Raw genomic sequence first — 19,738 nt, 5'->3', positions numbered from 1 at the left:
CAAGAGAATGCCCGAAACTATCCCAGAGGAAGTGGCGCGCCGCCGCACTTTCGCGATCATCGCCCACCCCGACGCCGGCAAGACGACGCTGACCGAAAAGCTGCTTTTGTTCGGCGGCGCCATCCAGCTTGCCGGCGAGGTGAAGGCCAAGAAGGACCGTATCCAGACCCGGTCCGACTGGATGAAGATCGAGCGCGAGCGCGGCATTTCGGTCGTCACCTCGGTGATGACCTTCGAATATGAGGACAACGTCTTCAACCTGCTCGACACGCCGGGCCACGAGGATTTCGCCGACGATACCTATCGCACGCTGTCGGCGGTCGACTCGGCCGTCATGGTCATCGACGCCGCCAAGGGCATCGAGCCGCGCACGCTGAAACTGTTCGAGGTCTGCCGGCTGCGCGACATCCCGATCATCACCTTCGTCAACAAGATGGACCGTGAAAGCCGCGATCCGTTCGAGATTTTGGACGAGATCGAGCAGAAGCTGGCGCTGGACACCGCGCCCATCACCTGGCCGATCGGCCGTGGCAAGACCTTCTCCGGTACCTATCACCTGGCGCTGAACGCCGTGCGCAAGGGCGATGACGAGAAGGAACGCACCCCCGTCAACGGTCCCGATTCCAACCGCGTTGCCGGCCTTCTGCCGGAAAACGAGCGCGAGGCCTTCATCGAGGAACTCGAGCTCGCGCGAGAAGCCTGCCGTCCGCTCGACATCGAGGCCTTTCGCGAGGGCCATCTGACGCCGGTCTATTTCGGCTCGGCGCTGCGCAATTATGGCGTGCGCGACCTGATCGAGGCGCTTGGCGCCTTTGGCCCGCCGCCGCGCGCCCAGGAGGCCGACACCCGCACTATCGAGGCGACGGAGGAAAAGATGACCTCCTTCGTCTTCAAGATCCAGGCCAACATGGATCCCAATCACCGCGACCGCATCGCGTTCGTGCGCGTCTGCTCGGGCAAGCTCGAGCGCGGCATGAAGGCCAAGCTGGTGCGCACCGGCAAGCCGATGTCACTCTCGGCGCCGCAATTCTTCTTTGCCCGCACCCGCGTCACCGCCGACGAGGCGTTTGCCGGCGATGTCGTTGGGATCCCGAACCACGGCACGCTGCGCATCGGCGACACGTTGACCGAAGGCGAGGAAATTCTGTTTCGCGGCGTGCCCAACTTCGCCCCGGAAATCCTGCGTCGCGTCCGTCTCGGCGACGCGATGAAGGCGAAAAAGCTCAAGGAAGCGCTGCACCAGATGGCAGAGGAGGGCGTCGTCCAGCTGTTCTCGCCGGAAGACGGCTCGCCGGCCATCGTCGGTGTCGTCGGCGCGCTGCAGCTCGATGTGCTGAAAGAGCGGCTGAACTTCGAATACACGCTGCCGGTCGAATTCGAGATGTCGCGCTTTTCCATCTGCCGCTGGATATCGGCCGACGACAAGGCCGAGGTGCTTCGGTTCATCGAGGCGCATCGCGGCGACATCGCCCGCGACCTCGACAACGACCCGGTCTTCCTGGCCCAGCACGCCTTCTCGCTGAACTACGAAGCCGAACGCTGGAAGGCGATCCGCTTCGCCACGATCAAGGATTATCAGGTGCGAGACAAGGCGGCGTGATTCTAGTGAGTAGTGAGTAGTTGCTAGTGAGTAGTAGCGATGGGAAACAAGCCGTACCTACTCACTACTCACTACTCACTACTCACTACTCACTACTCACTACCTCACTTATGATCACCCCTTGGCCGCCGCTTCGATCTCAGCGATATCGATCTTGCTCATCTGCATCATTGCCGACATCACCCGGCCGGCCTTGGCCCTGTCCGGATCCAGAAGCAGGCGCGGCAGCTGCTCCGGCACGACCTGCCAAGACACACCGAATTTGTCCTTTAGCCAGCTGCATTGCGAAGGTTCGCCGCCACCTTCGATAAGCTTCTCCCAGAAGTAATCGACCTCTTCCTGCGTCTTGCAGTCGATCGACTGTGACATCGCCTCGTTAAACTTGAATTGCGGTCCGCCATTGAGCGCCTGGAACGGCACGCCGTCGAGCTCGAACGTGGTCATCAGCACTTTGCCCGCATCTGCGTGACCCTCGGGCCAACGCAGAACGCTCGTAACCTTCGAATTCTTGAAGATGGAGACGTAGAAATTCATCGCCTCTTCTGCCCGGCCGTCGAACCACAGGCAGGTGGTGATCTTTTGCATGTCGTGCTCCTAGGTTGCTTCCTGCTGTTACAATGAAACGGCTGACTCCGAGAATGGTGCCATTTCTTGCCGTCTGCCCAAGGACGGCCCTGATACGCCCGACCCGACATAGACATCGAATTTTTCTGAGACGCTCGTTTTTTCAGGAGAACCTGGCGCATTGCAAAAATGTGGCCAGACCATACTTGGCGGTCTATAAACCCTGCGATCAAAATTCAGCGCCGCCACGCTCCGCATCGAGCGCAGCCAGACAGCCAAGGAAAATTCATGCCCGCCTATCGCTCCCGCACCACCACCCATGGCCGCAACATGGCCGGCGCCCGCGGCCTGTGGCGCGCTACTGGCATGAAGGACAGCGATTTCGGCAAGCCAATCATTGCGGTGGTCAACTCCTTCACCCAATTCGTGCCGGGCCATGTCCATCTGAAGGACCTCGGCCAACTGGTGGCGCGCGAGATCGAGAAGGCAGGCGGTGTCGCCAAGGAATTCAACACCATCGCCGTCGACGACGGCATCGCCATGGGCCATGACGGCATGCTCTATTCGCTGCCGTCGCGCGAGCTGATCGCCGATTCCGTTGAATACATGGTCAATGCGCACTGTGCCGACGCCATGGTCTGCATTTCCAATTGCGACAAGATCACGCCTGGCATGCTGATGGCCTCATTGCGCCTCAACATCCCGACCGTCTTCGTCTCCGGCGGCCCGATGGAAGCCGGCAAGGTTGTGCTGGCCGGCAAGACGCAGGCGCTCGACCTCGTCGATGCCATGGTTGCGGCCGCCGACGACAAGATCTCCGACGAGGACGTCAAGGTCATCGAGCGCTCGGCCTGCCCGACCTGCGGTTCCTGTTCGGGCATGTTCACCGCCAATTCCATGAACTGCCTGACCGAGGCGCTGGGCCTGTCGCTGCCCGGGAACGGCTCGACGCTGGCCACGCATGCGGACCGCAAGCGTCTGTTCGTCGAGGCCGGCCATCTCATCGTCGATCTCGCCCAGCGCTATTACGAGCAGGATGACGAGAGTGCATTGCCGCGCAGCATTGCCTCGAAGGGCGCCTTCGAGAATGCCATGACGCTCGATATCGCCATGGGCGGCTCCACCAACACCGTGCTGCACATTCTGGCCGCCGCGCACGAGGGCGAGGTCGATTTCACCATGGAAGACATCGACCGGCTGTCACGGCGGGTGCCGGTGCTATGCAAGGTGGCGCCGGCCAAGTCCGACGTCCACATGGAAGACGTTCACCGCGCCGGCGGCATCATGGCGATCCTTGGCCAGCTCGACAATGCCGGGTTGCTCAACCGCGACCTGCCGACCGTGCATACGGCGAGCCTCGGCGAAGCGCTCGACCATTGGGATATTTCGCGCACCTCGAGCCAGAATGTGCGCGACTTCTTCCTCGCCGCGCCCGGCGGCGTGCCGACACAGGTCGCCTTCAGCCAGGACCGCCGCTGGGACGAGCTCGACATGAACCGCGAGACAGGCGTCATCCGCTCGGCCAATACGCCTTTCTCGAAAGACGGCGGCCTTGCCGTCCTGAAAGGCAATCTGGCGCTCGATGGCTGTATCGTGAAGACAGCCGGCGTCGACGAGTCGATCCTGAAATTCACCGGACCGGCTCGTGTCTTCGAAAGCCAGGACGCTTCGGTCAAGGCGATCCTTGCCAATGAGATCAAGGCTGGTGACGTCGTCGTCATCCGCTATGAGGGTCCGCGCGGCGGCCCCGGCATGCAGGAGATGCTCTATCCCACCAGTTATCTGAAGTCGAAAGGCCTCGGCAAGGCCTGCGCGCTGGTCACCGATGGGCGCTTCTCCGGCGGCACCTCGGGCCTGTCCATCGGCCATGCTTCGCCGGAAGCGGCGGAAGGCGGGCTGATCGGACTGGTGCAGGAGGGCGATACGATCGAGATCGATATCCCGAACCGCACCATTCGCCTTGCCGTCGATGACGCGGAACTCGATGCGCGCCGGGCGGCGATGGAGGCCAGGGGCGCGGACGCCTGGAAGCCGCAGGAAAAGCGCAAGCGCAAGGTGACGACGGCGCTGCGCGCCTACGCCGCCTTCGCCACCAGCGCCGATAAGGGGGCGGTAAGGCACGTGCCGGAGTAAAGTTCGAATCTCGTCAGGCAGGCGCTGCGGCACAAACTCCGCAGGACTACCTGTCCTCGACTTGCGCCGCTCCACATTAAGGCATCAGCTGATATTCATACAGCTTCTGGTAAAGCCCGCCTTGCCCGAGCAGCATCTTGTGCGGCCCGCTTTCCACCACCTTGCCGGCTTCCAGCACCACGATCGTGTCGGCCTGGTGCACGGTCGAGAGGCGGTGTGCGATGACGATTGTGGTGCGCCCTTCCGTCAGCTGTTGCAGCGCGTCGCGGAACAGCGCTTCCGACTCGGCGTCGAGCGCACTGGTTGCCTCGTCCAGCAGCAGGATTTCGGCATTGCGCAGCATGGCGCGCGCGATCGAGATGCGCTGGCGCTGGCCGCCCGACAAGAGGCCGCCATTCTCACCGACATCCGTCTCGTAGCCTTTCGCCTGCGCGACGATGAAGTCATGCGCGTTGGCGGCCCTGGCCGCGGCGATCACCTCGTCGTCGGTCGCATCCTCGCGCCCAAGCCGGATGTTGTGCATGATCGTGCCGGCAAACAGGAACGTATCCTGGCTGACATAGGCGATCTTTTCCCTGAGCGAGGCGAGCGTGGCATGGGAAATATCCTGGCCGTCAAGCAGCACCCTGCCGCTCTTCGGGTCATACATGCGCATGATGAGGTTCAGGATCGTCGACTTGCCGCCGCCGGAGGGGCCGACCAGCGCCGTCATCTTGCCGGGCGCCAGGGTCAGGTCGAACCGGTCCAGCACCGGCGGACCGTTCTGATACGCGAAGCTGACGGCATCGAACCGGATCTCGCCCGGTCCGGCCCGAAGCGGCTTCGCATCCGGCTTCTCGGCTAATGTCAGCGGCTGGTCGGCGAGCTCGAACATCATGCGCACGCCGATAATGCCGCTTTCCAGCGATATGCGCACCCGCGCGAGGCGCTTTGCCGGCTCATAGGCAAGCAGCAGCGCGGCGATGAAGGCCATGATGTTGCCAGGCATCTGGCCGCCCTGCAGGACCAGCAAGCCGCTGACCATGACGGCGCCGGCGATCGCCAGGCCGGCCAGCGTTTCCATCACCGGATTGGTCACCGCTTCCAGCGCGGCGATGTTGTTGGCCCGATCCTCGACGTCCGCCACCGCCCTGTACATGCGTTTGCGCATCAGGCCTTCGAGGTTGAAGGATTTGACCACGCGCACGCCGATCGCGGTTTCCTGCATCACCTGCACGATCTGGCCGACCGACCGGAACTCCATGGCGGCGAACTTGCGCACGCGCTTCAGGATGCGGTTGACGCCATAGATGGCCAACGGACCGACGACGAAGCAGATCAGCGACAGCGCCGGCTGCTGCCAGACCATGACCCCAATCAGGGCAGCCAGCGTCACCAGATCGCGCACGTAGGAAGTGACGATGAGGTCGAGCACGTTGCGCGCCGCCTGGGCATTGTTGGTCATGCGGGTGATCAGGTCGGACGACGAGGTCGAATGGTAGAATTCGATGCCTTGCGCCAGGATGCGGTCATAGATCTTGCGCTGCCGTTCGGCGATGATGGCGTTGCCGACGCGGCTCATGAAGTAGGCCTGGACGAAATTGGCGATGCCCTTGACGATGAAGATCCCGGCGACCGCCACGGCGATCATATTGACGCGGTCGACCCGTCTATCGATGACGAATTCATTGGTGATTTCACGCAGGATCCAGGCACTGGCGGCCGTCATGCCGGCCACCACGAGCATCGACAGGATGGCGGCGGCGTAGCCGGCCCTGTGTTGCCGGAACGATTCCCGGAGCAGCCTTGCGACGAGGCGCTGGTTCTCCGTCGAGCGGAAGAAGCGAAACAACGGCTGATCCTTGATGCCGGGATGACGAAGGCGGCTTATAGAGGGAGATGCCGCCGGAGGGAACCTTTCGCCGCCATGGAAAGAAACCGCTGCGGCGGGGTGTCTTTTGAGACACGATGCGGCAGTGATTCTTCAAGCAGGATGATGACAGATGGATTTCGATCTTATTGTGCGCGGCGGCACGCTTCCGGATGGCGGCATCGCCGACATCGGCATCAGCGGCGAGACGATCGCCGCGATCGAGCCGAAGCTCGACGGTTCCGCGCGGACCGAGGTCGACGCCCATGGCAATCTGGTGTCACCGCCCTTCGTCGATCCGCATTTCCACATGGACGCGACGCTCTCCTACGGCCTTCCGCGTATCAACGCGTCGGGCACGCTGCTCGAAGGCATAGCGCTATGGGGCGAACTGAAGCCGCTCCTGACGCACGAGGCCGTGCGTGACCGGGCGCTCGCCTATTGTGACTGGGCGGTGTCGATGGGGCTGCTCGCCATCCGAACCCATGTCGACGTCTGCGACGACCGGCTGCTGGCCGTCGAGGCGCTGCTGGAGGTCAAGAAAATCGTCGCACCCTATATCGATCTGCAATTGGTGGCCTTCCCGCAGGACGGCTTCTATCGCTCGCCGACGGCACGAAAAAACACCATTCGCGCGCTGGACATTGGCGTCGACATCGTCGGCGGCATTCCGCATTGCGAGCGCACCATGGCCGACGGCACACGCTCGGTTACCGAACTGTGTGAGATCGCGGCAAAACGCGGGCTCATGGTCGACCTGCATTGCGACGAGACCGACGACCCGCTGTCGCGCCACATCGAACAGCTCGCCTATGAAGCGCAGCGCCTCGGCCTGCAGGGTAGGGTGGCCGGTTCGCACCTCACCTCGATGCATTCGATGGACAATTACTACGTCTCAAAGCTTCTGCCGCTGATCGCCGAAGCCGGCGTTTCCGCGATCCCCAATCCGCTGATCAACATCATGCTGCAGGGCCGCCACGACACATTCCCGAAGCGGCGTGGCATGACGCGGGTCAAGGAGATGCTGGCGCTGGGCATCCGTGTCGGCTGGGGTCAGGATTGCGTGCTCGATCCCTGGTATTCGCTGGGCACCGCCGACATGCTCGACGTCGCCTTCATGGGCCTGCATGTCGCCCAGATGTCGAGCCCCGCCGACATGGCGCGCTGCTTCGACATGGTCACCAACGTCAATGCCGCGATCATGGGCCTCGACCATCTCGGCCTCGGCGTCGGCAAGCGCGCCAGCGTGGTGATCCTCGATGCCGGCAATCCGATCGAGGCTCTGCGCCTGCGCGCCGAGCGCATCTGCGTCATTGCCAGGGGCAAGGTGGTGGCGGAGCGGACGAGGCAGGATACCAGGCTTTCGATCTCCGGCAGGCCGTCGCAGGTGAATCGCAGGCACATATCCACCTAGATACAGCCGATTCCCGACGCTGGTCTTACCTATTTCCCGATTTCTCCTCGTCAAAGCCGGCGCTTCCGTCTACGACGCGGCTCGGGCGAGGGAGGAATCGGGGCAGGCATGACGCAACCCGTGGCGCGGAATTCCACAATCAAGAATGTCCTCCTGGCCGGCATCCTGCTGATGCTGGCCGGCGACTTCCTGTTTGCGCTCAATGATGCGATGGGCAAGTGGCTGGTCGCCAGTTTCTCCGTCGGCCAGGTGGTGCTGATCCGCTCGATCGGCGCTTTCTTCGTGCTGGGTCCGATGATCGCCAACCAGGGCGCCGGCAGACTGTTCCAGCTGGAGCGGCCAGGGTTGCAGATCCTGCGCGTGGTGGCGACGACACTGGACACCGCCTTGTTCTACGCCGCCGTCGTCTACCTGCCGCTTGCCGATGTGATGAGCTTCTACATGGCCGGGCCGATCTATGTGGCGGCGCTGTCACATTTCCTGCTTGGCGAAAAGGTCGGCTGGCGCCGCTGGGTGGCGATCCTGCTCGGCTTCTGCGGTGTGGTCATCATGCTGAAACCGTCCTCTGCCGCGTTTTCGCTGTCATCGAGTTTCGCACTTGTCGGCAGCCTTGCCTTCGCCTTCGCCATCATCCTCAATCGACGCCTGCGCGGCACCAGCGACACCAATCTGGTGACATGGCAGACGATCGGCACGCTGGCGGTTGGCGGCGCCCTCACCATCGGGGCCTGGAAGACGCCGTCTGCGCTTGATTTCGGCGCCATGCTGCTGCTCGGCATCGTTTCCTGCGGGGCGCATCTGATGATCACCAGGGCGCTGAAACTGGCGCCGGCCTCGACGCTGGCGCCGCTGCACTACACGCTGCTCTTGTGGGCGGTGGTGTTCGGGCTGGTGTTCTTCGGCGACGTTCCCGGTCCGCGCATCCTGATCGGCTCGGGCATCATCGTCGTGGCCGGCATGTTCATCTTCCACCGCCAGAAGGTGGTCGACACCACGGTGCCGCCGGAGAACGTGCCGAAAGGCGTGAACTAGGGGCCAGATTTCTGGTGCCTAGCCCTTGCGTACCGCCGCCAGGTGCCGCGAAAACTCCTCTGTCTCCATCAGCGCCTTGCAGCGGGCGAAGCGGCCGTCGGCATAGGCGCGGAAATCGTCGACGGGATTTTCGTTGGCAAGCTGGATCAGCCCCCACAGCGTCCAGAGCAGATCGCACATCGCCTTGTAGATGACGATGCGGCCGCGCTCCGCCGGCCTCGCCTCGCCGCCGAAATAGGCGCGCATCAGCTCCTCGTCCTGGGCGGCGTCGAACTTGCCTTCCACGCTGAGGTCGCCGAGGTCCCAGAGCGGGTCGTTCATCCCCGAATATTCCCAGTCGACGATCCACATCCGCTCGCCCGTGTCGAGGAAATTCTCGCACAGCGGGTCGCAATGGCAGGCGACGAGAGGCAAGGGGCGGACGGCCAAGGCCGAGCGTACGCTCTCGGCCTCGCGCACCACGTCATGATAGCCGGCGGGCAGGGCGACATCCCTGGTCGACAGCACCTTGAGATAGTCGTCGATCATCGAAAACAGTTCGAAGCGGAAGGGGAACACCGCGCCGGACGCGTGCAGCTTGCGGAAGGCCTCGGCCGCTCGGGCCGGGCTGCCCTGCCGCTCCTTGAACTTCTCCGGCGACATCGTCTCCGCACCGGCAATGTAGCGCGTCACCATCAGGCCGCTGGCGGCGTCGGCATGCAGCACTTCAGGACTTACCCCGGCGATTGCCGCCTCACGCGCGGCAATCGCCTCGTTGGCGCGGTTGATGTATTCCTCGGTGCCTTTGCCCGGAATACGCAGGCAGTAATCGCCGGCCTTGAAGACGAGGTTGGTCAAGCCGCCGAGCCGTTCCAGCGGCCCAGTATAGCCGGCCAGTACCGGAATGACGGCAAGTTTTGCCCGCGCCTCGTCTGTCCCCATGCCTGCGTCCCCACGCGTTATTTCTCGGCTGCACGGTTCCACAATTTTCGCCGTTTGGCTATCATCGCGGCGAGACGAGGGATGGTGGACAGTGGCGGACAGCAAACATCAAGGCGCGCTCGGCGAGGTCTACGCGGCCAAGCGCCCGGAAGAGGTGGCCGCACTGTACGACCGCTGGTCGCAAACCTACGACGCCGACATGTCGGCAGCCGGCTACCGCCACCCGACCATCTGCCTTGCTTTGCTCGCCCGCCATCTGCCGCGCGGGTCAGCCCCGCTGCTCGACGCCGGGGCCGGTACCGGGCTGATCGGCGAGTGGCTCGATATTGCCGGCTATCCCCAGGTCGAGGCGCTGGATATCTCGCAAGGCATGCTGGATCAAGCCGCGCGCAAGGGCGTCTATTCGGCGCTGCATTGTCTGGCGCTCGGCGGCGCCTTGCCATTTGCCGACAGCACCTATGCCGGCATCATCTCGGCCGGCGTCTTTACCTCCGGCCATGTCGGCGCCGAGGGACTGGACGAACTGATCCGCATCTGCCGGCCGGGTGGGGTGATCGTGCTGACGGTCAAGAACACGTTGTGGGATCACGGTTTTGCCGCGCGCATCGCCGAACTCGAGGCACAAGGCCTGGTCACGCGGGTCGAGGAAACACGGCCATATGTCTCAATGCCAGGCGAGGCCGATACCGTCCCCAGCCGTGGCCTCGCTTTGCGCGTGAGTTAAGCCTTCACGCGCTCCATTGCCGGGTCGTATAGCGGCTGAAGATGGATTTGAGCCGGCGTCCGCTCCATCGCCACCACAAGTTCATAGCTGCCCGAGGCGAGAAGATCATCGCTTGCTCCGTCAGCGTTGCGCACATAACCGTAGCCGATGTTCTTTCCCACCGTGTAGCCGTAGCCGCCGCTGGTGAGATAGCCGACCGGCTGGCCATCGCGCAGGATGGTCTCGCGTCCGACGAGCACGATCTCCGGATCATCGACCGTGAAGCCGGCAAAGCGCTTCTTCAGGGACGCGCCGCCAATCTTCTCGAGTGCGCGCCGTCCGACGAAGTCGGTGTTCTTGCGCAGCTTGACCGCCCAGCCGAGCCCAGCTTCCAGCGGTGTGTCGTTGGGCGTGATGTCGGAGCCCCAGGCGCGATAGCCCTTTTCCAGCCGCAGCGATTCCAGCGCGCGGTAGCCGACCGGCCGGATCTCGTGCTTCCCGCCGGCCGCCATCAGCGCGTCGAAGACTTCGCCGGTAGCGGCGATCGGCACATGCAGTTCCCAGCCCAGTTCGCCGACATAGGTGACGCGCAGCGCCCGGACTGTGTGACCGGCTATCGTGATCTCGCGCACATGGCCGAACGGGAAGCCGGCATTCGACACATCCGCATTGGTGACCGCTGAAAGCACGTCGCGGGCGCGCGGTCCCATGAGCGACAGCGTGCCGAAATCCTCGGTGACATCGGCGAGCTGGGCATCGAGGCCGTGGTCGATATGGTCGCTGATCCACGAGGCATCATGGGTGCGGAAACCCGTGCCAGTGACGATGTAGAATTTTTCCTCGGCCAGCCGCGACACGGTCAGGTCGGCCTCGATGCCGCCGCGCGAGTTGAGGAGTTGCGTGTAGGTCAGCCGGCCGACCGGCTTGCCGACATCGTTGGCGCAGATCCAGTCCAAGGCCCTCGCCGCGTCGGGCCCGCTCAGCTCGTACTTGGCGAAGGACGACTGGTCGAAGATACCGACATGCTCGCGCACGTGCCGATGTTCGTCGCCGACGGCGGCGAACCAGTTCTGCCGGCCCATCGAATAGATGTCCTTCGGCTCGACGCCCTCCGGCGCGAACCAGTTCGGCCGTTCCCAGCCGAGCTTGGAGCCGAACACGGCGCGATGGTCTTTCAGTCTGTCGTAGAGCGGGGAGACGATGCGCGGCCGGCCGCTGGTGTATTCCTCATGCGGGAAGCCGATCGCGTAATGCTTGCCATAGGCTTCCAGCGTACGTTCGCTCACCCATTGCCGGTCGCGGTGCAGGTTGGAAAAACGCCTGATGTCGACCACCCAAAGGTCGAGTGGCGCCTCGCCGTCGACCACCCATTGCGCCAGCACCCAGCCGGCGCCGCCGCCCGAGGCGATGCCGAAGGCGTTGAAGCCAGCGCCGACGAACATGTTGGGGCATTCGGGCGCCACACCGAGGATGAAATTGCCGTCCGGCGTGAAGCTTTCCGATCCGTTGATCATCTGCTTGACACCGACCGTCTCCAGCGCCGGCACCCGCGCGATCGCCTGCGCCATGTGCTGCTCGAAATGATCGTAGTCGTCGTCGAACAGCCGGAACTCCCAATCATTGGGCACGTCGCCCCCGGGAAGATTGGTCGTCCAGGCTTGCGGGTTCGGCTCATAGCCGCCCATCACCAGCCCGCCGACCTCCTCCTTGAAATAGGTGCGCCGATCGGGGTCGCGCAGCGTCGGCGCGTCGGTTGCCAGCCCCGCGATTTTCTCGGTGATGATATACTGGTGCTTGACCGGCTGCAGCGGCACGTTGATGCCGGCCATCGCGCCGACCTGCCGCGCCCATTGCCCGGCGCAGTTCACCACCTTGTCGCAAGCGATGTCGCCTTGATTGGTCTTCACCGCCGTGATGCGGTCGCCCTTCATCTCGAAACCCGTGACGCGCACGTCCTCGTAGAGATTGGCGCCGTGCATGCGCGCGCCCTTGGCCAGCGACTGCGTGATGTCGGAAGGGCTCGCCTGGCCGTCGGTCGGCAGCCAGGAGGCGCCGACGAGATCGCCGGTCTCCATCAAGGGCCACATCGCCTTGACCTCCGCCGGAGACAGCAGCTGCATGTCCATGCCGAAGCTTTTCGCCGTGGTCGCCAGCCGTTTGTATTCGGTCCAGCGGTCGGCATTGGTGGCGAGCCTGAGGCACCCCGTCATCTTCCAGCCGGTGGCAAGACCGGTTTCGGCTTCCAGCCCCTTGTAGAGGTCGACCGAGTATTTCAGTACTCGCGTGATCGAGGCCGACGAGCGCAATTGGCCGACCAGGCCGGCTGCATGCCAGGTCGAGCCCGAGGTCAGCTTGCCCTGTTCGAGCAGCACCACGTCGGCCTTGTGGTCACGCGCCAGATGATAGGCCGTCGAACAGCCGATGATGCCGCCGCCGATGACGACGATCTCGGCCTGGCTAGGCAAGGTCATGATTTCAGGATCCCGTATTTTATCCGGTAGTTTTCCAGCGCCGCGTCGAGCCGCGCCAGGTTTTCCTCGGTGTAGGCGACGTAATCGATCCCGGGGGCGTCGAGATAGAGCTCCGACACCATGCTCCACATCGCCTCGCGCAGCAGCGAGGCACATTGCATGGCGGCGTGCGAGCGGCGGATCGCCTCGTCCGGTTCCTTCATGAAATAGGCGGTCAGGAAGGCGAAGGATTCCTCGTCGCTCATGCCCGCGTTCGAGGCGACGCCAGCAAGGTCGAACATCGCCGTATTGAAGCCGGCATATTCGAAATCGATCAGCCAAAGCCTGCCGCCGTCGTCCAGAATGTTGGCCGGCAAAAGATCATTGTGGCCAAAGACGATCGGCAGCAATTTCTGGGCGCGCTCCAGTTCGTCGGCCAACGCCAGAAAGCGCGGCAGGTCACCGCGCTTGCGGCTGTTGCCCTCGTCGAGCGTGCGCGCATAGTCGCGGATGACGTGGAACACCCAGAACATGAAGCCGGCGCCGGAGATATGGTTGGGCATCTCGCGGTGAAAGCCGCGCATCAGCGTCGCGACGCGGCGGAGATTGGCGCGCATGTCCTCGGCCAGATAGGTTCTGGCGCCAAGAAACGCCGTCACCATGATCCCCGGTTCGGCGTAACGTACCGCCGGTGCGAAGCCGGCCGCGTGAGCCGCCCGCGCGGTCATCACCTCGCGTTCGCGGAAGACATGGTGGAACGGATAATCCTGGCCGAAACGCACCACATGTTTGCCGGCCGCATCGGTGACCACATAATTGGCGTTGCTTAGGCCGCCGGGCAGCGGCGCGATCTCGATGGCGCCCGTCCAGCACGGCAGGGCGTGGATGCGGTCTTCGGCAATCACGGGATCATCCCTGGTTCGCAGGCCTGGTTTGCTGGGCTTCTATATGGCGCCATGGGCGGCGCAACGACGGCGGGGTGAAACGCAAACAATCTCGTCGGTGCGGGATGCCAGGATCGGTATCCCGCACCGCACCGACGAGCCCCTTGGCCAGGTTTATGAGCCCGGCATCCGCCCCCGCGGATCTGAAAATTCCTTGCGCCACACTCGTTACAGGCTGCCTGGGGTCAGTGAATTGCAGCTCTGCCAATTACATCCCGCTGCAGTTCCGAACCCTGTTGAAGATGGATTTCACGCCGGGGTTGCTCTTCTGTCAATAAAAAGATGTGACTTTTTTTGGGTGTTTTGTCCGAAAGCATGGGCAATTTCTTTAAAAGCGCTAGGAATGCCTTAGAATCGGTCATTTTCGGGATGCCCATATGAACCACTCGAAACGACATGGCGAGATCCTGCGGCTGCTGCAGGAAGAGGGAACCGTCACTATCGCCAGCCTGGCCGACCGGTTGGGCGTTTCGCTCGAGACCGTACGCCGCGACGTCAAGCCGCTCACCGGCGACGGCTCGGTTCTGAAGATGCATGGCGCCGTCGGCCTGCCGTCGATGGTCGGCGAAGCGCCGTTCGAACGGCGCATGCGCGAGCATGCCGACGCCAAGCGAAGCATTGCCCGCGCGGTCGCGGCCACCATCCGCGACGGCGAATCGATCATGCTCGACACCGGCACCACGACCTCGTTCCTGGCGCGCGAACTGCTCGGCCACCGGCGCCTGACGGTCGTCACCAATTCGTCCGACATCGCCCGCACCCTGGCCACCATTAACGGCAACAAGGTCTATATGGCCGGCGGCGAGCTGCGCAGCGATTCAGGCGCCGCGTTCGGGACGTCGGCCATCGAGTTCGTCAGCCGCTTCTCGGTCAGCCACGCCATCATCTCCACCGGCGCCGTGGATGCGCTGACCGGTGTCATGGACTTTGATCTGGACGAGGCGGAATTCGCCCGCATGGTGCTGTCGCGGGGCCAGCGCTCGCTGGTCGTCACTGACCACACGAAGTTCGGCCGCCATGGCTTGGTCCAGGTCTGCGGCTTCGACGGCTTTTCCGAACTCGCCACCGACCGCGCGCCGCCGCACGACATTGCCGCGGCACTGGCGCAAGCCGGGGCGCGCCTCAGCGTGGCCGGCGGAATTTAGCCGAAGACCAGCGACTGGTGGGCGCACACGCCCGCGAAGGTGCCGCCCGACACGGCGAAGGCGATGTTGTGCATCGCACGTGCCGCGTCACCGGCGGCATAGACGCCGGGAACCGTCGTTTGCTGCCGGTCATCGACTGATATCATCGGGCCGAGCAGGCCGTCCTTGAGGCCGCAGCCGAGTTGTTCGGCCAGCGGGCTCGCCATCGTGTTGCGTGGCGCGGTGAATATCGCCTTGACGCCAGCCTGCCGGCCATCGACGAGATGGACAACCAAGCCGCCGGAGCCATCATCGCTCAGTTCGTTGACCGTCGCGGGCTCGAACCTTACATTCCTGCTCTCAAGCGCATGCATCTCGTCGGCATCGGGCTTGATCAGTCCGTTGCCGAACAGCGTGATGTCGCCCCAATCGGAAATCAGTTGCGCCTGATGCATGGACATCGGGCCGGTCGCGAGCACGCCGAGCGGCCCGGTGGAAACCTCGTAGCCGTGGCAATAGGGGCAATGCAGCACGGTTCTGCCCCATTGCTCGGCAAGCCCGGGAACCTCCGGCAGGATGTCGCGCACGCCGGTTGCCAGCACCAGTCGTGCGGCGCCGAATGTCTCGCCGCCATCGGTGGTGATTTCGAAATCGCTGCTGCTGTTGGCAATGGCTTTGTCCGCCCGTGCGGTCACAAGCCTGGCCGTCGGGTAGGCAAGCAATTGCCGCCTTGCATCGTCCAGGATCGCTCCAGGCGTGCGTCCGTCCTGGCCGAGAAAGCCGTGCGAATGCGCGGCAAAGCGGTTGCGCGGCTGGCCGGCGTCGATCACCAGCACGGTGCGCCGCGCCCGCGCCGCCTGCATGGCGGCGGACAGGCCGGCGAAGCTGCCGCCGATAACGGCAAGATCATACTGCATGGCTGGAAACTCCAACGAGGTCGAAACGACGGCGAAAATCGGCTGTCAGGTCGGCCAGCGTGATGCGGCTGAGCTTCTCCGCCAGCAGCTTCTCGGCCGCGATGCGAAAATCGTCGAGCACGGCGATCACCGCTTGCTCGACGAGACAGCCCGGGCTTTCCGGCTCGGTGCTGAACGGCAGCAGCGTCTCGCCCAGGGCAAGGCTGATCTCGGCCAGTGAAATGTTCTCGGGCGCGCGCCCGAGCAGCCAGCCGCCGCCATGTCCGCGTGACGAGGTGACGATGCCGGCGTCACGCAAGCCTGCGATGGTCCGGCGCACCACCACCGGATTGGTATGGATGAAGGTGGCAAGCTGCTCGGAGGTCAGAGCCTGCTCGGGCTTCTCGGCCATGTGAACGAGGATGTGCAGAGTGGAGGACAGTCGGCTATTGCGCTTCATGTAACTTAGTTAGTTACGATTTATCGCAATGTCAAACGCACCAGCGACCTTGCGAGGTTGGCGGCAAGGCTAAACGGGTAAAGCGCGAAAACTCATCCTGAAGCAGGCGCCGCTGGGCTTGCCATCGAGGATATCGATGCGGCCGCCATGGAGATACATGATTTCCTGCACGAGATTGAGGCCGAGGCCGGCGCCATGATCCTGCGGGCGCAGCCGATAGAAGGGCTCGAAGATGCGCTCCCGCTCGCCCGGCGGGACGCCGTCGCCTTCGTCCCGGACCTCGATGATGGCGGGCGTTGTGACGCCGACGGTGATCTTGCCAGCGCGGCCGCCATGCTCGATGGCGTTCTGGACGATGTTGGTCACCGCGCGCTCGATGGCGGTGCGGTCTCCGGTGGCGAAAATCGTGTCCCGTTCCGGCTCGAACGACATTTCGTAACCGGCAGAAAACGCCATCGGCGCGAGGTCGACGATAACGCCGCGCGCGGTCGCTACGAGATCGACCGCTTCGAACGGCGACGTCTGCCGGTCGAGGCGCTGCAGGTCGAGCAACTGGTCGGTCAGCGTTGAAAGCCTGGCCGCGTCCTGCAGCAGCCGTGCCCGCTCCGGTGTCGGCGGCAGCGAGGCGAGGCGCGTGTTGAGGATGGCGACCGGTGTCCTGAGCTCATGGGCGGCGTCGGTGAGGAAGCGCTTGTGGCGCTCATAGCCCTTGTCCAGGCGCGCAAGGGCAGCATTCACGGCCTTGACCAGCGGCGTCACTTCCGCCGGCACGTCCTTCAGCGGCAACTGCACGCCGCGCTGGTCGATGTCGATGCGCTCAGCCTCGGCCGCCGCATGGCCAAGGCCCGACAAAGCGCCACGCACCACCCATGGCGTCGCGAACAGCGTGGCCAGCGCCATCAGCCCGGCGAGCGGCAATATGCCCTGCAGGAAGAATTGCGGCGCCTGGCCGAGCAGACGCAGCAGCGAAAGCCCGCCCTTGGTGCCGCTGAAAATCTGGACGTTGCCGGCCATCGTGTCGGTCCAGCGGATCTTTCCCTCCGGCGGCGCGGCTTGTCCGATTGCATGGCTGATACGGGCGTCGCTGATCGTGTCCAGCAGTCCGCTGAAAGGCTGGAAGATGGGCGGCACGGTCCCCTCCTGCAGCCTTTGCCCCTGCTTGTCTCGAATGATGAACCAGAGGTCGGGAACACCTGACCGCAGCTTCGTCAGGTCCGAGGTCTCGCGCAGAACCAACTTGCCGCCGGCATCGCGTGTCACCGCATCCGCCAGCACGTCCATCGTGCCGTCCTCGTAATCGTGCGGGATAAGGCCGGTGGCCAGCATGGCGCCGAGAATGCCGACGATGATCAGGGTCAGCATGGCGCATTGCAGCAAGGCGATGCGCAGCACCAAGCTCCATTTCAGCGAATGCGGGCGCTTGAGGCTCATCGCTTGGCGCTCATGTCGTCTCGCGCAGGAGATAGCCGACGCCGCGAATGCCGTTGATCGTCACCCCGGCATTGGCATCGGCGAGCTTGCGGCGCAGGCGCGAGACATGCGTGTCGAGCGCGTTGGACTGGATCTCGTCGTCGAGACCGAACACCGCCTCCATCAGCGCCTCGCGCTGCACCATGCGGCCGGTGCGGCGCATCAGACCCTCCAGCACAAGGAGCTCGCGGCGCGGCAGGCTGAGCGGTTCGGCACGGATCGACGCTTCGCGATGTCCGACGTCGAGCACCAGATCGCCGGCCCGGATGAACTGCGACTGCAGCGGCGCCGGGCGCCTGAGCAGCGCGCGCAACCGGGCAAGCAGTTCCTCGAACGCGAATGGCTTTGCCAGATAATCGTCCGCGCCCATGTCCAGCCCATCGACCTTGTCCGACGTGTCGCCTCTCGCCGTCAGCACCAGCACGGGCGTGGTATTCCTGGCCGAACGCAGTCTCGGCACCAGCGACAGCCCGTCGCCATCCGGCAATTGGCGGTCGAGCAGGATGGCGTCATAGCTGTCGACGGCAACGAACCCCTCCGCCTCCAGCAATGTGCCGGCGTGATCGACCACCATGTCGTGACGCTTCAGCGCGGCACGCAGGGCCGAAACCATCTCGGGTTCGTCTTCGACCAGCAAGATACGCATCGACAATCCCTCAGAAAACCGCGTCGGGCGCTACCGCGCCAACATTGCGTAAACATGGCAAAGCCGAAGGACTGCGGTCGACAGGCACTTTCTTAGCCTCAGCGAGATTGCGCAATGTCTATGCAACCCAGTCGCGGCAAACAACGCCGGGTCGGCACGAATCGCTCGCGCCGACGTGACGGCGTCAGGCCCGAATATGCAACAGGTCGGGCCTGACGCTCGAAACCAAATGGCGCTGAAACGAAACCACGTGGCCACACCAAACTGGTTGGCGTGATGTTGTCCGGGATCGAGGTTACCATGCCCGCAAATGATGCTCTGTCTTTTCTCATGGCGTGGACCGTCGCGCCGTTCAGGGTCGGCTCCGTCACGCCGTCCAGCTCCAGCCTGGCGGCATTGATGACCCGTGACATTGGACCCGAGACTGGCCCCGTGCTGGAACTCGGTCCGGGAACCGGGCCGTTCACGAGGGCGCTGCTGTCGCGCGGGGTGAAGGAGGAAGATTTGACGCTGATCGAATCCGATCCGGATTTCGCCGCACTGCTCATGCGTCGTTTTCCTGCTGCCCGGATTTTCGAAATGGACGCCGTCGGTCTGCGCCATCTCTCGCTCTTCCACCGGCCTGCGATTGGCGCCGCCGTCAGCGGCTTGCCTTTCCGGCTGATTTCGCCGCGCAGGACATTTGCCATTCTCGAAGGTGTTTTCGCCAACCTTCGCCCCGGCGGAGCGCTCTACCAGTTCACGCTCGGACGGCGCTGCCCATTCGACCAGTCGCTGCTCGACAGGCTCGATCTCGGGGTTACGCGGGTTGGCCACACCTTTCGCAACTTCCCGCCGGCGACGGTCTATCGCATCGCCAGGCTCAAGACGTCAGGAACCTACGACTGGCGCTTCGCATGACGGGACCATTGTCGGCCATTCTTGGCTTCGGCCTGTTCGGCGTCTTCTGCCTCGCCTTTACCGAGAAGATTCTGCCGATCCCGCCCTCGCATGTGCTGCTGCTGTTCCTCGGCATGACGGCAGCGCCCGACGATGCGACGCTGGCAATCCTGCTTGGCGTGACCACGCTGGCCTCAACGACAGGCTGTCTCGTCTGGTACACTGTCGGCCGCCGGATCGGAATCGATCGCGCCGACAGGCTGGTCGAGCGGTTCGGCAGATATGTCTTCTTGCGCCCCGAAACCTACCGCAAGCTTGGCCAGGCCTATCGCCGCAACCATGTCAGGGTTTCCCTGCTGGCGCAGTTTATTCCGACGGTGCGCAACTATTTGCCGATCGCGGCCGGCGCGCTCTGCCTGCCAGCCTTACCTTTCGTGGTCGCGACGGTAGCCGGAGCCACGCTCTGGAATGCCGGCTTTCTGCTTACAGGCTATGCGCTGCATGGCAGCGGCCAGAGCCCGCTCGCCGTCGGCTTTCGCATCATCGCTATTGTCGTGGCGCTGGAAACGGCATTCATGCTTGCCTTGCGCTACGGCCCGGCATGCTGGCGGCGCATCCGGCCGATGCTCGGCTGAGCCACGGCCAGACATCCA

General features: G+C 63.8%; 17 protein-coding genes. 8 read left to right on the top strand and 9 right to left on the bottom strand.

Annotated elements, in window-relative coordinates; genetic code table 11:
• The first annotated feature begins 7 nt into the window (after positions 1 to 7).
• Positions 8 to 1,600: a peptide chain release factor 3 gene (locus tag FJ943_RS17125; RefSeq protein ID WP_140723180.1), complete on the top strand. Its 1,593-nt coding sequence runs from the start codon at positions 8 to 10 to the stop codon at positions 1,598 to 1,600.
• A gap of 114 nt (positions 1,601 to 1,714) precedes the next feature.
• Here FJ943_RS17125 and FJ943_RS17120 read toward each other — a convergent pair whose 3' ends face one another.
• On the bottom strand, positions 1,715 to 2,185 hold the full coding sequence (locus FJ943_RS17120) for a VOC family protein (RefSeq protein WP_015314150.1): 471 nt from the start codon (positions 2,183 to 2,185) through the stop codon (positions 1,715 to 1,717).
• A gap of 267 nt (positions 2,186 to 2,452) precedes the next feature.
• Between FJ943_RS17120 and ilvD the strand changes: the two genes are divergently transcribed.
• On the top strand, positions 2,453 to 4,297 hold the full coding sequence (gene ilvD / locus FJ943_RS17115; RefSeq protein ID WP_140723177.1) for a dihydroxy-acid dehydratase: 1,845 nt from the start codon (positions 2,453 to 2,455) through the stop codon (positions 4,295 to 4,297).
• A gap of 76 nt (positions 4,298 to 4,373) precedes the next feature.
• Here the strand turns inward: ilvD and FJ943_RS17110 are convergent, their stop codons facing one another.
• A complete protein-coding gene (locus tag FJ943_RS17110; RefSeq protein WP_140723174.1) occupies positions 4,374 to 6,128 on the bottom strand; it encodes an ABC transporter ATP-binding protein in 1,755 nt (584 codons plus the stop codon).
• A gap of 151 nt (positions 6,129 to 6,279) precedes the next feature.
• Here FJ943_RS17110 and FJ943_RS17105 point away from each other — a divergent pair, with 151 nt between their 5' ends.
• Together FJ943_RS17105 and FJ943_RS17100 are read left to right on the top strand one after the other, a co-directional pair.
• Positions 6,280 to 7,560: an amidohydrolase family protein gene (locus tag FJ943_RS17105; RefSeq protein WP_140723171.1), complete on the top strand. Its 1,281-nt coding sequence runs from the start codon at positions 6,280 to 6,282 to the stop codon at positions 7,558 to 7,560.
• Positions 7,561 to 7,668: 108 nt separating this feature from the next.
• A complete protein-coding gene (locus tag FJ943_RS17100) occupies positions 7,669 to 8,592 on the top strand; it encodes a DMT family transporter (RefSeq protein WP_140614882.1) in 924 nt (307 codons plus the stop codon).
• A gap of 18 nt (positions 8,593 to 8,610) precedes the next feature.
• Here the strand turns inward: FJ943_RS17100 and FJ943_RS17095 are convergent, their stop codons facing one another.
• Positions 8,611 to 9,513 (bottom strand): phosphotransferase family protein, encoded by a 903-nt coding sequence (locus FJ943_RS17095; protein ID WP_140723169.1) that lies wholly within the window; start codon positions 9,511 to 9,513, stop codon positions 8,611 to 8,613.
• A 91-nt stretch (positions 9,514 to 9,604) separates the two neighbouring features.
• Between FJ943_RS17095 and FJ943_RS17090 the strand changes: the two genes are divergently transcribed.
• The gene (locus FJ943_RS17090) at positions 9,605 to 10,237 is read left to right on the top strand and encodes a class I SAM-dependent methyltransferase (protein WP_140614880.1); all 633 of its coding nucleotides are present in this window, start codon (positions 9,605 to 9,607) and stop codon (positions 10,235 to 10,237) included.
• Here FJ943_RS17090 and FJ943_RS17085 read toward each other — a convergent pair.
• Complete coding sequence (locus tag FJ943_RS17085) at positions 10,234 to 12,687, bottom strand: FAD-dependent oxidoreductase (RefSeq protein ID WP_140723166.1); 2,454 nt, start codon at positions 12,685 to 12,687, stop codon at positions 10,234 to 10,236. The genes FJ943_RS17090 and FJ943_RS17085 overlap by 4 nt on opposite strands.
• Entirely contained in the window at positions 12,684 to 13,571 is an 888-nt protein-coding gene (locus FJ943_RS17080; protein WP_140723163.1) for a phosphotransferase family protein, read from the bottom strand. The genes FJ943_RS17085 and FJ943_RS17080 overlap by 4 nt, the downstream gene beginning before the upstream one ends.
• 416 nt (positions 13,572 to 13,987) lie before the next feature.
• On the opposite strand from FJ943_RS17080, the gene FJ943_RS17075 reads away from it, so the two are divergent.
• Positions 13,988 to 14,755, top strand: coding sequence for a DeoR/GlpR family DNA-binding transcription regulator (locus FJ943_RS17075; RefSeq protein ID WP_140723160.1), 768 nt, complete (start codon positions 13,988 to 13,990; stop codon positions 14,753 to 14,755).
• Here the strand turns inward: FJ943_RS17075 and FJ943_RS17070 are convergent.
• The 4 genes from FJ943_RS17070 to FJ943_RS17055 all read right to left on the bottom strand — a co-directional run bounded on the left by FJ943_RS17070 (position 14,752) and on the right by FJ943_RS17055 (position 18,206).
• Entirely contained in the window at positions 14,752 to 15,651 is a 900-nt protein-coding gene (locus FJ943_RS17070; protein ID WP_140723157.1) for an NAD(P)/FAD-dependent oxidoreductase, read from the bottom strand. The two genes, FJ943_RS17075 and FJ943_RS17070, sit on opposite strands and share 4 nt — an antisense overlap.
• A complete protein-coding gene (locus tag FJ943_RS17065; RefSeq protein ID WP_140714196.1) occupies positions 15,641 to 16,090 on the bottom strand; it encodes an Rrf2 family transcriptional regulator in 450 nt (149 codons plus the stop codon). The genes FJ943_RS17070 and FJ943_RS17065 overlap by 11 nt, the downstream gene beginning before the upstream one ends.
• Positions 16,091 to 16,159: 69 nt before the next feature.
• Positions 16,160 to 17,521 (bottom strand): HAMP domain-containing sensor histidine kinase, encoded by a 1,362-nt coding sequence (locus tag FJ943_RS17060; RefSeq protein WP_140723154.1) that lies wholly within the window; start codon positions 17,519 to 17,521, stop codon positions 16,160 to 16,162.
• A 10-nt stretch (positions 17,522 to 17,531) separates the two neighbouring features.
• Positions 17,532 to 18,206 (bottom strand): response regulator transcription factor, encoded by a 675-nt coding sequence (locus tag FJ943_RS17055; protein WP_140723151.1) that lies wholly within the window; start codon positions 18,204 to 18,206, stop codon positions 17,532 to 17,534.
• 300 nt (positions 18,207 to 18,506) lie between these two features.
• On the opposite strand from FJ943_RS17055, the gene FJ943_RS17050 reads away from it, so the two are divergent.
• A complete protein-coding gene (locus FJ943_RS17050; RefSeq protein ID WP_015314136.1) occupies positions 18,507 to 19,106 on the top strand; it encodes an rRNA adenine N-6-methyltransferase family protein in 600 nt (199 codons plus the stop codon).
• Positions 19,103 to 19,720: a DedA family protein gene (locus FJ943_RS17045; RefSeq protein WP_140714190.1), complete on the top strand. Its 618-nt coding sequence runs from the start codon at positions 19,103 to 19,105 to the stop codon at positions 19,718 to 19,720. The genes FJ943_RS17050 and FJ943_RS17045 overlap by 4 nt, the downstream gene beginning before the upstream one ends.
• The last annotated feature ends 18 nt before the right edge of the window (positions 19,721 to 19,738 follow it).

Origin of the sequence: Mesorhizobium sp. B2-3-10, from assembly GCF_006442275.1 — a bacterium.
Taxonomy (GTDB): Bacteria; Pseudomonadota; Alphaproteobacteria; order Rhizobiales; family Rhizobiaceae; genus Mesorhizobium; species Mesorhizobium australicum.
This window is presented reverse-complemented; position numbering and strand designations above follow the sequence as displayed.

What these genes read in the sequence shown, in the direction of transcription:
- FJ943_RS17125 (WP_140723180.1), top strand. Translation starts at nt 8, where the DNA reads ATGCCCGAAACTATCCCAGAGGAAGTGGCGCGCCGCCGCACTTTCGCG.
- FJ943_RS17120 (WP_015314150.1), bottom strand. Translation starts at nt 2,185, where the DNA reads ATGCAAAAGATCACCACCTGCCTGTGGTTCGACGGCCGGGCAGAAGAG.
- ilvD (WP_140723177.1), top strand. Translation starts at nt 2,453, where the DNA reads ATGCCCGCCTATCGCTCCCGCACCACCACCCATGGCCGCAACATGGCC.
- FJ943_RS17105 (WP_140723171.1), top strand. Translation starts at nt 6,280, where the DNA reads ATGGATTTCGATCTTATTGTGCGCGGCGGCACGCTTCCGGATGGCGGC.
- FJ943_RS17100 (WP_140614882.1), top strand. Translation starts at nt 7,669, where the DNA reads ATGACGCAACCCGTGGCGCGGAATTCCACAATCAAGAATGTCCTCCTG.
- FJ943_RS17095 (WP_140723169.1), bottom strand. Translation starts at nt 9,513, where the DNA reads ATGGGGACAGACGAGGCGCGGGCAAAACTTGCCGTCATTCCGGTACTG.
- FJ943_RS17085 (WP_140723166.1), bottom strand. Translation starts at nt 12,687, where the DNA reads ATGACCTTGCCTAGCCAGGCCGAGATCGTCGTCATCGGCGGCGGCATC.
- FJ943_RS17075 (WP_140723160.1), top strand. Translation starts at nt 13,988, where the DNA reads ATGAACCACTCGAAACGACATGGCGAGATCCTGCGGCTGCTGCAGGAA.
- FJ943_RS17070 (WP_140723157.1), bottom strand. Translation starts at nt 15,651, where the DNA reads ATGCAGTATGATCTTGCCGTTATCGGCGGCAGCTTCGCCGGCCTGTCC.
- FJ943_RS17065 (WP_140714196.1), bottom strand. Translation starts at nt 16,090, where the DNA reads ATGAAGCGCAATAGCCGACTGTCCTCCACTCTGCACATCCTCGTTCAC.
- FJ943_RS17060 (WP_140723154.1), bottom strand. Translation starts at nt 17,521, where the DNA reads ATGAGCCTCAAGCGCCCGCATTCGCTGAAATGGAGCTTGGTGCTGCGC.
- FJ943_RS17055 (WP_140723151.1), bottom strand. Translation starts at nt 18,206, where the DNA reads ATGCGTATCTTGCTGGTCGAAGACGAACCCGAGATGGTTTCGGCCCTG.
- FJ943_RS17050 (WP_015314136.1), top strand. Translation starts at nt 18,507, where the DNA reads ATGCCCGCAAATGATGCTCTGTCTTTTCTCATGGCGTGGACCGTCGCG.
- FJ943_RS17045 (WP_140714190.1), top strand. Translation starts at nt 19,103, where the DNA reads ATGACGGGACCATTGTCGGCCATTCTTGGCTTCGGCCTGTTCGGCGTC.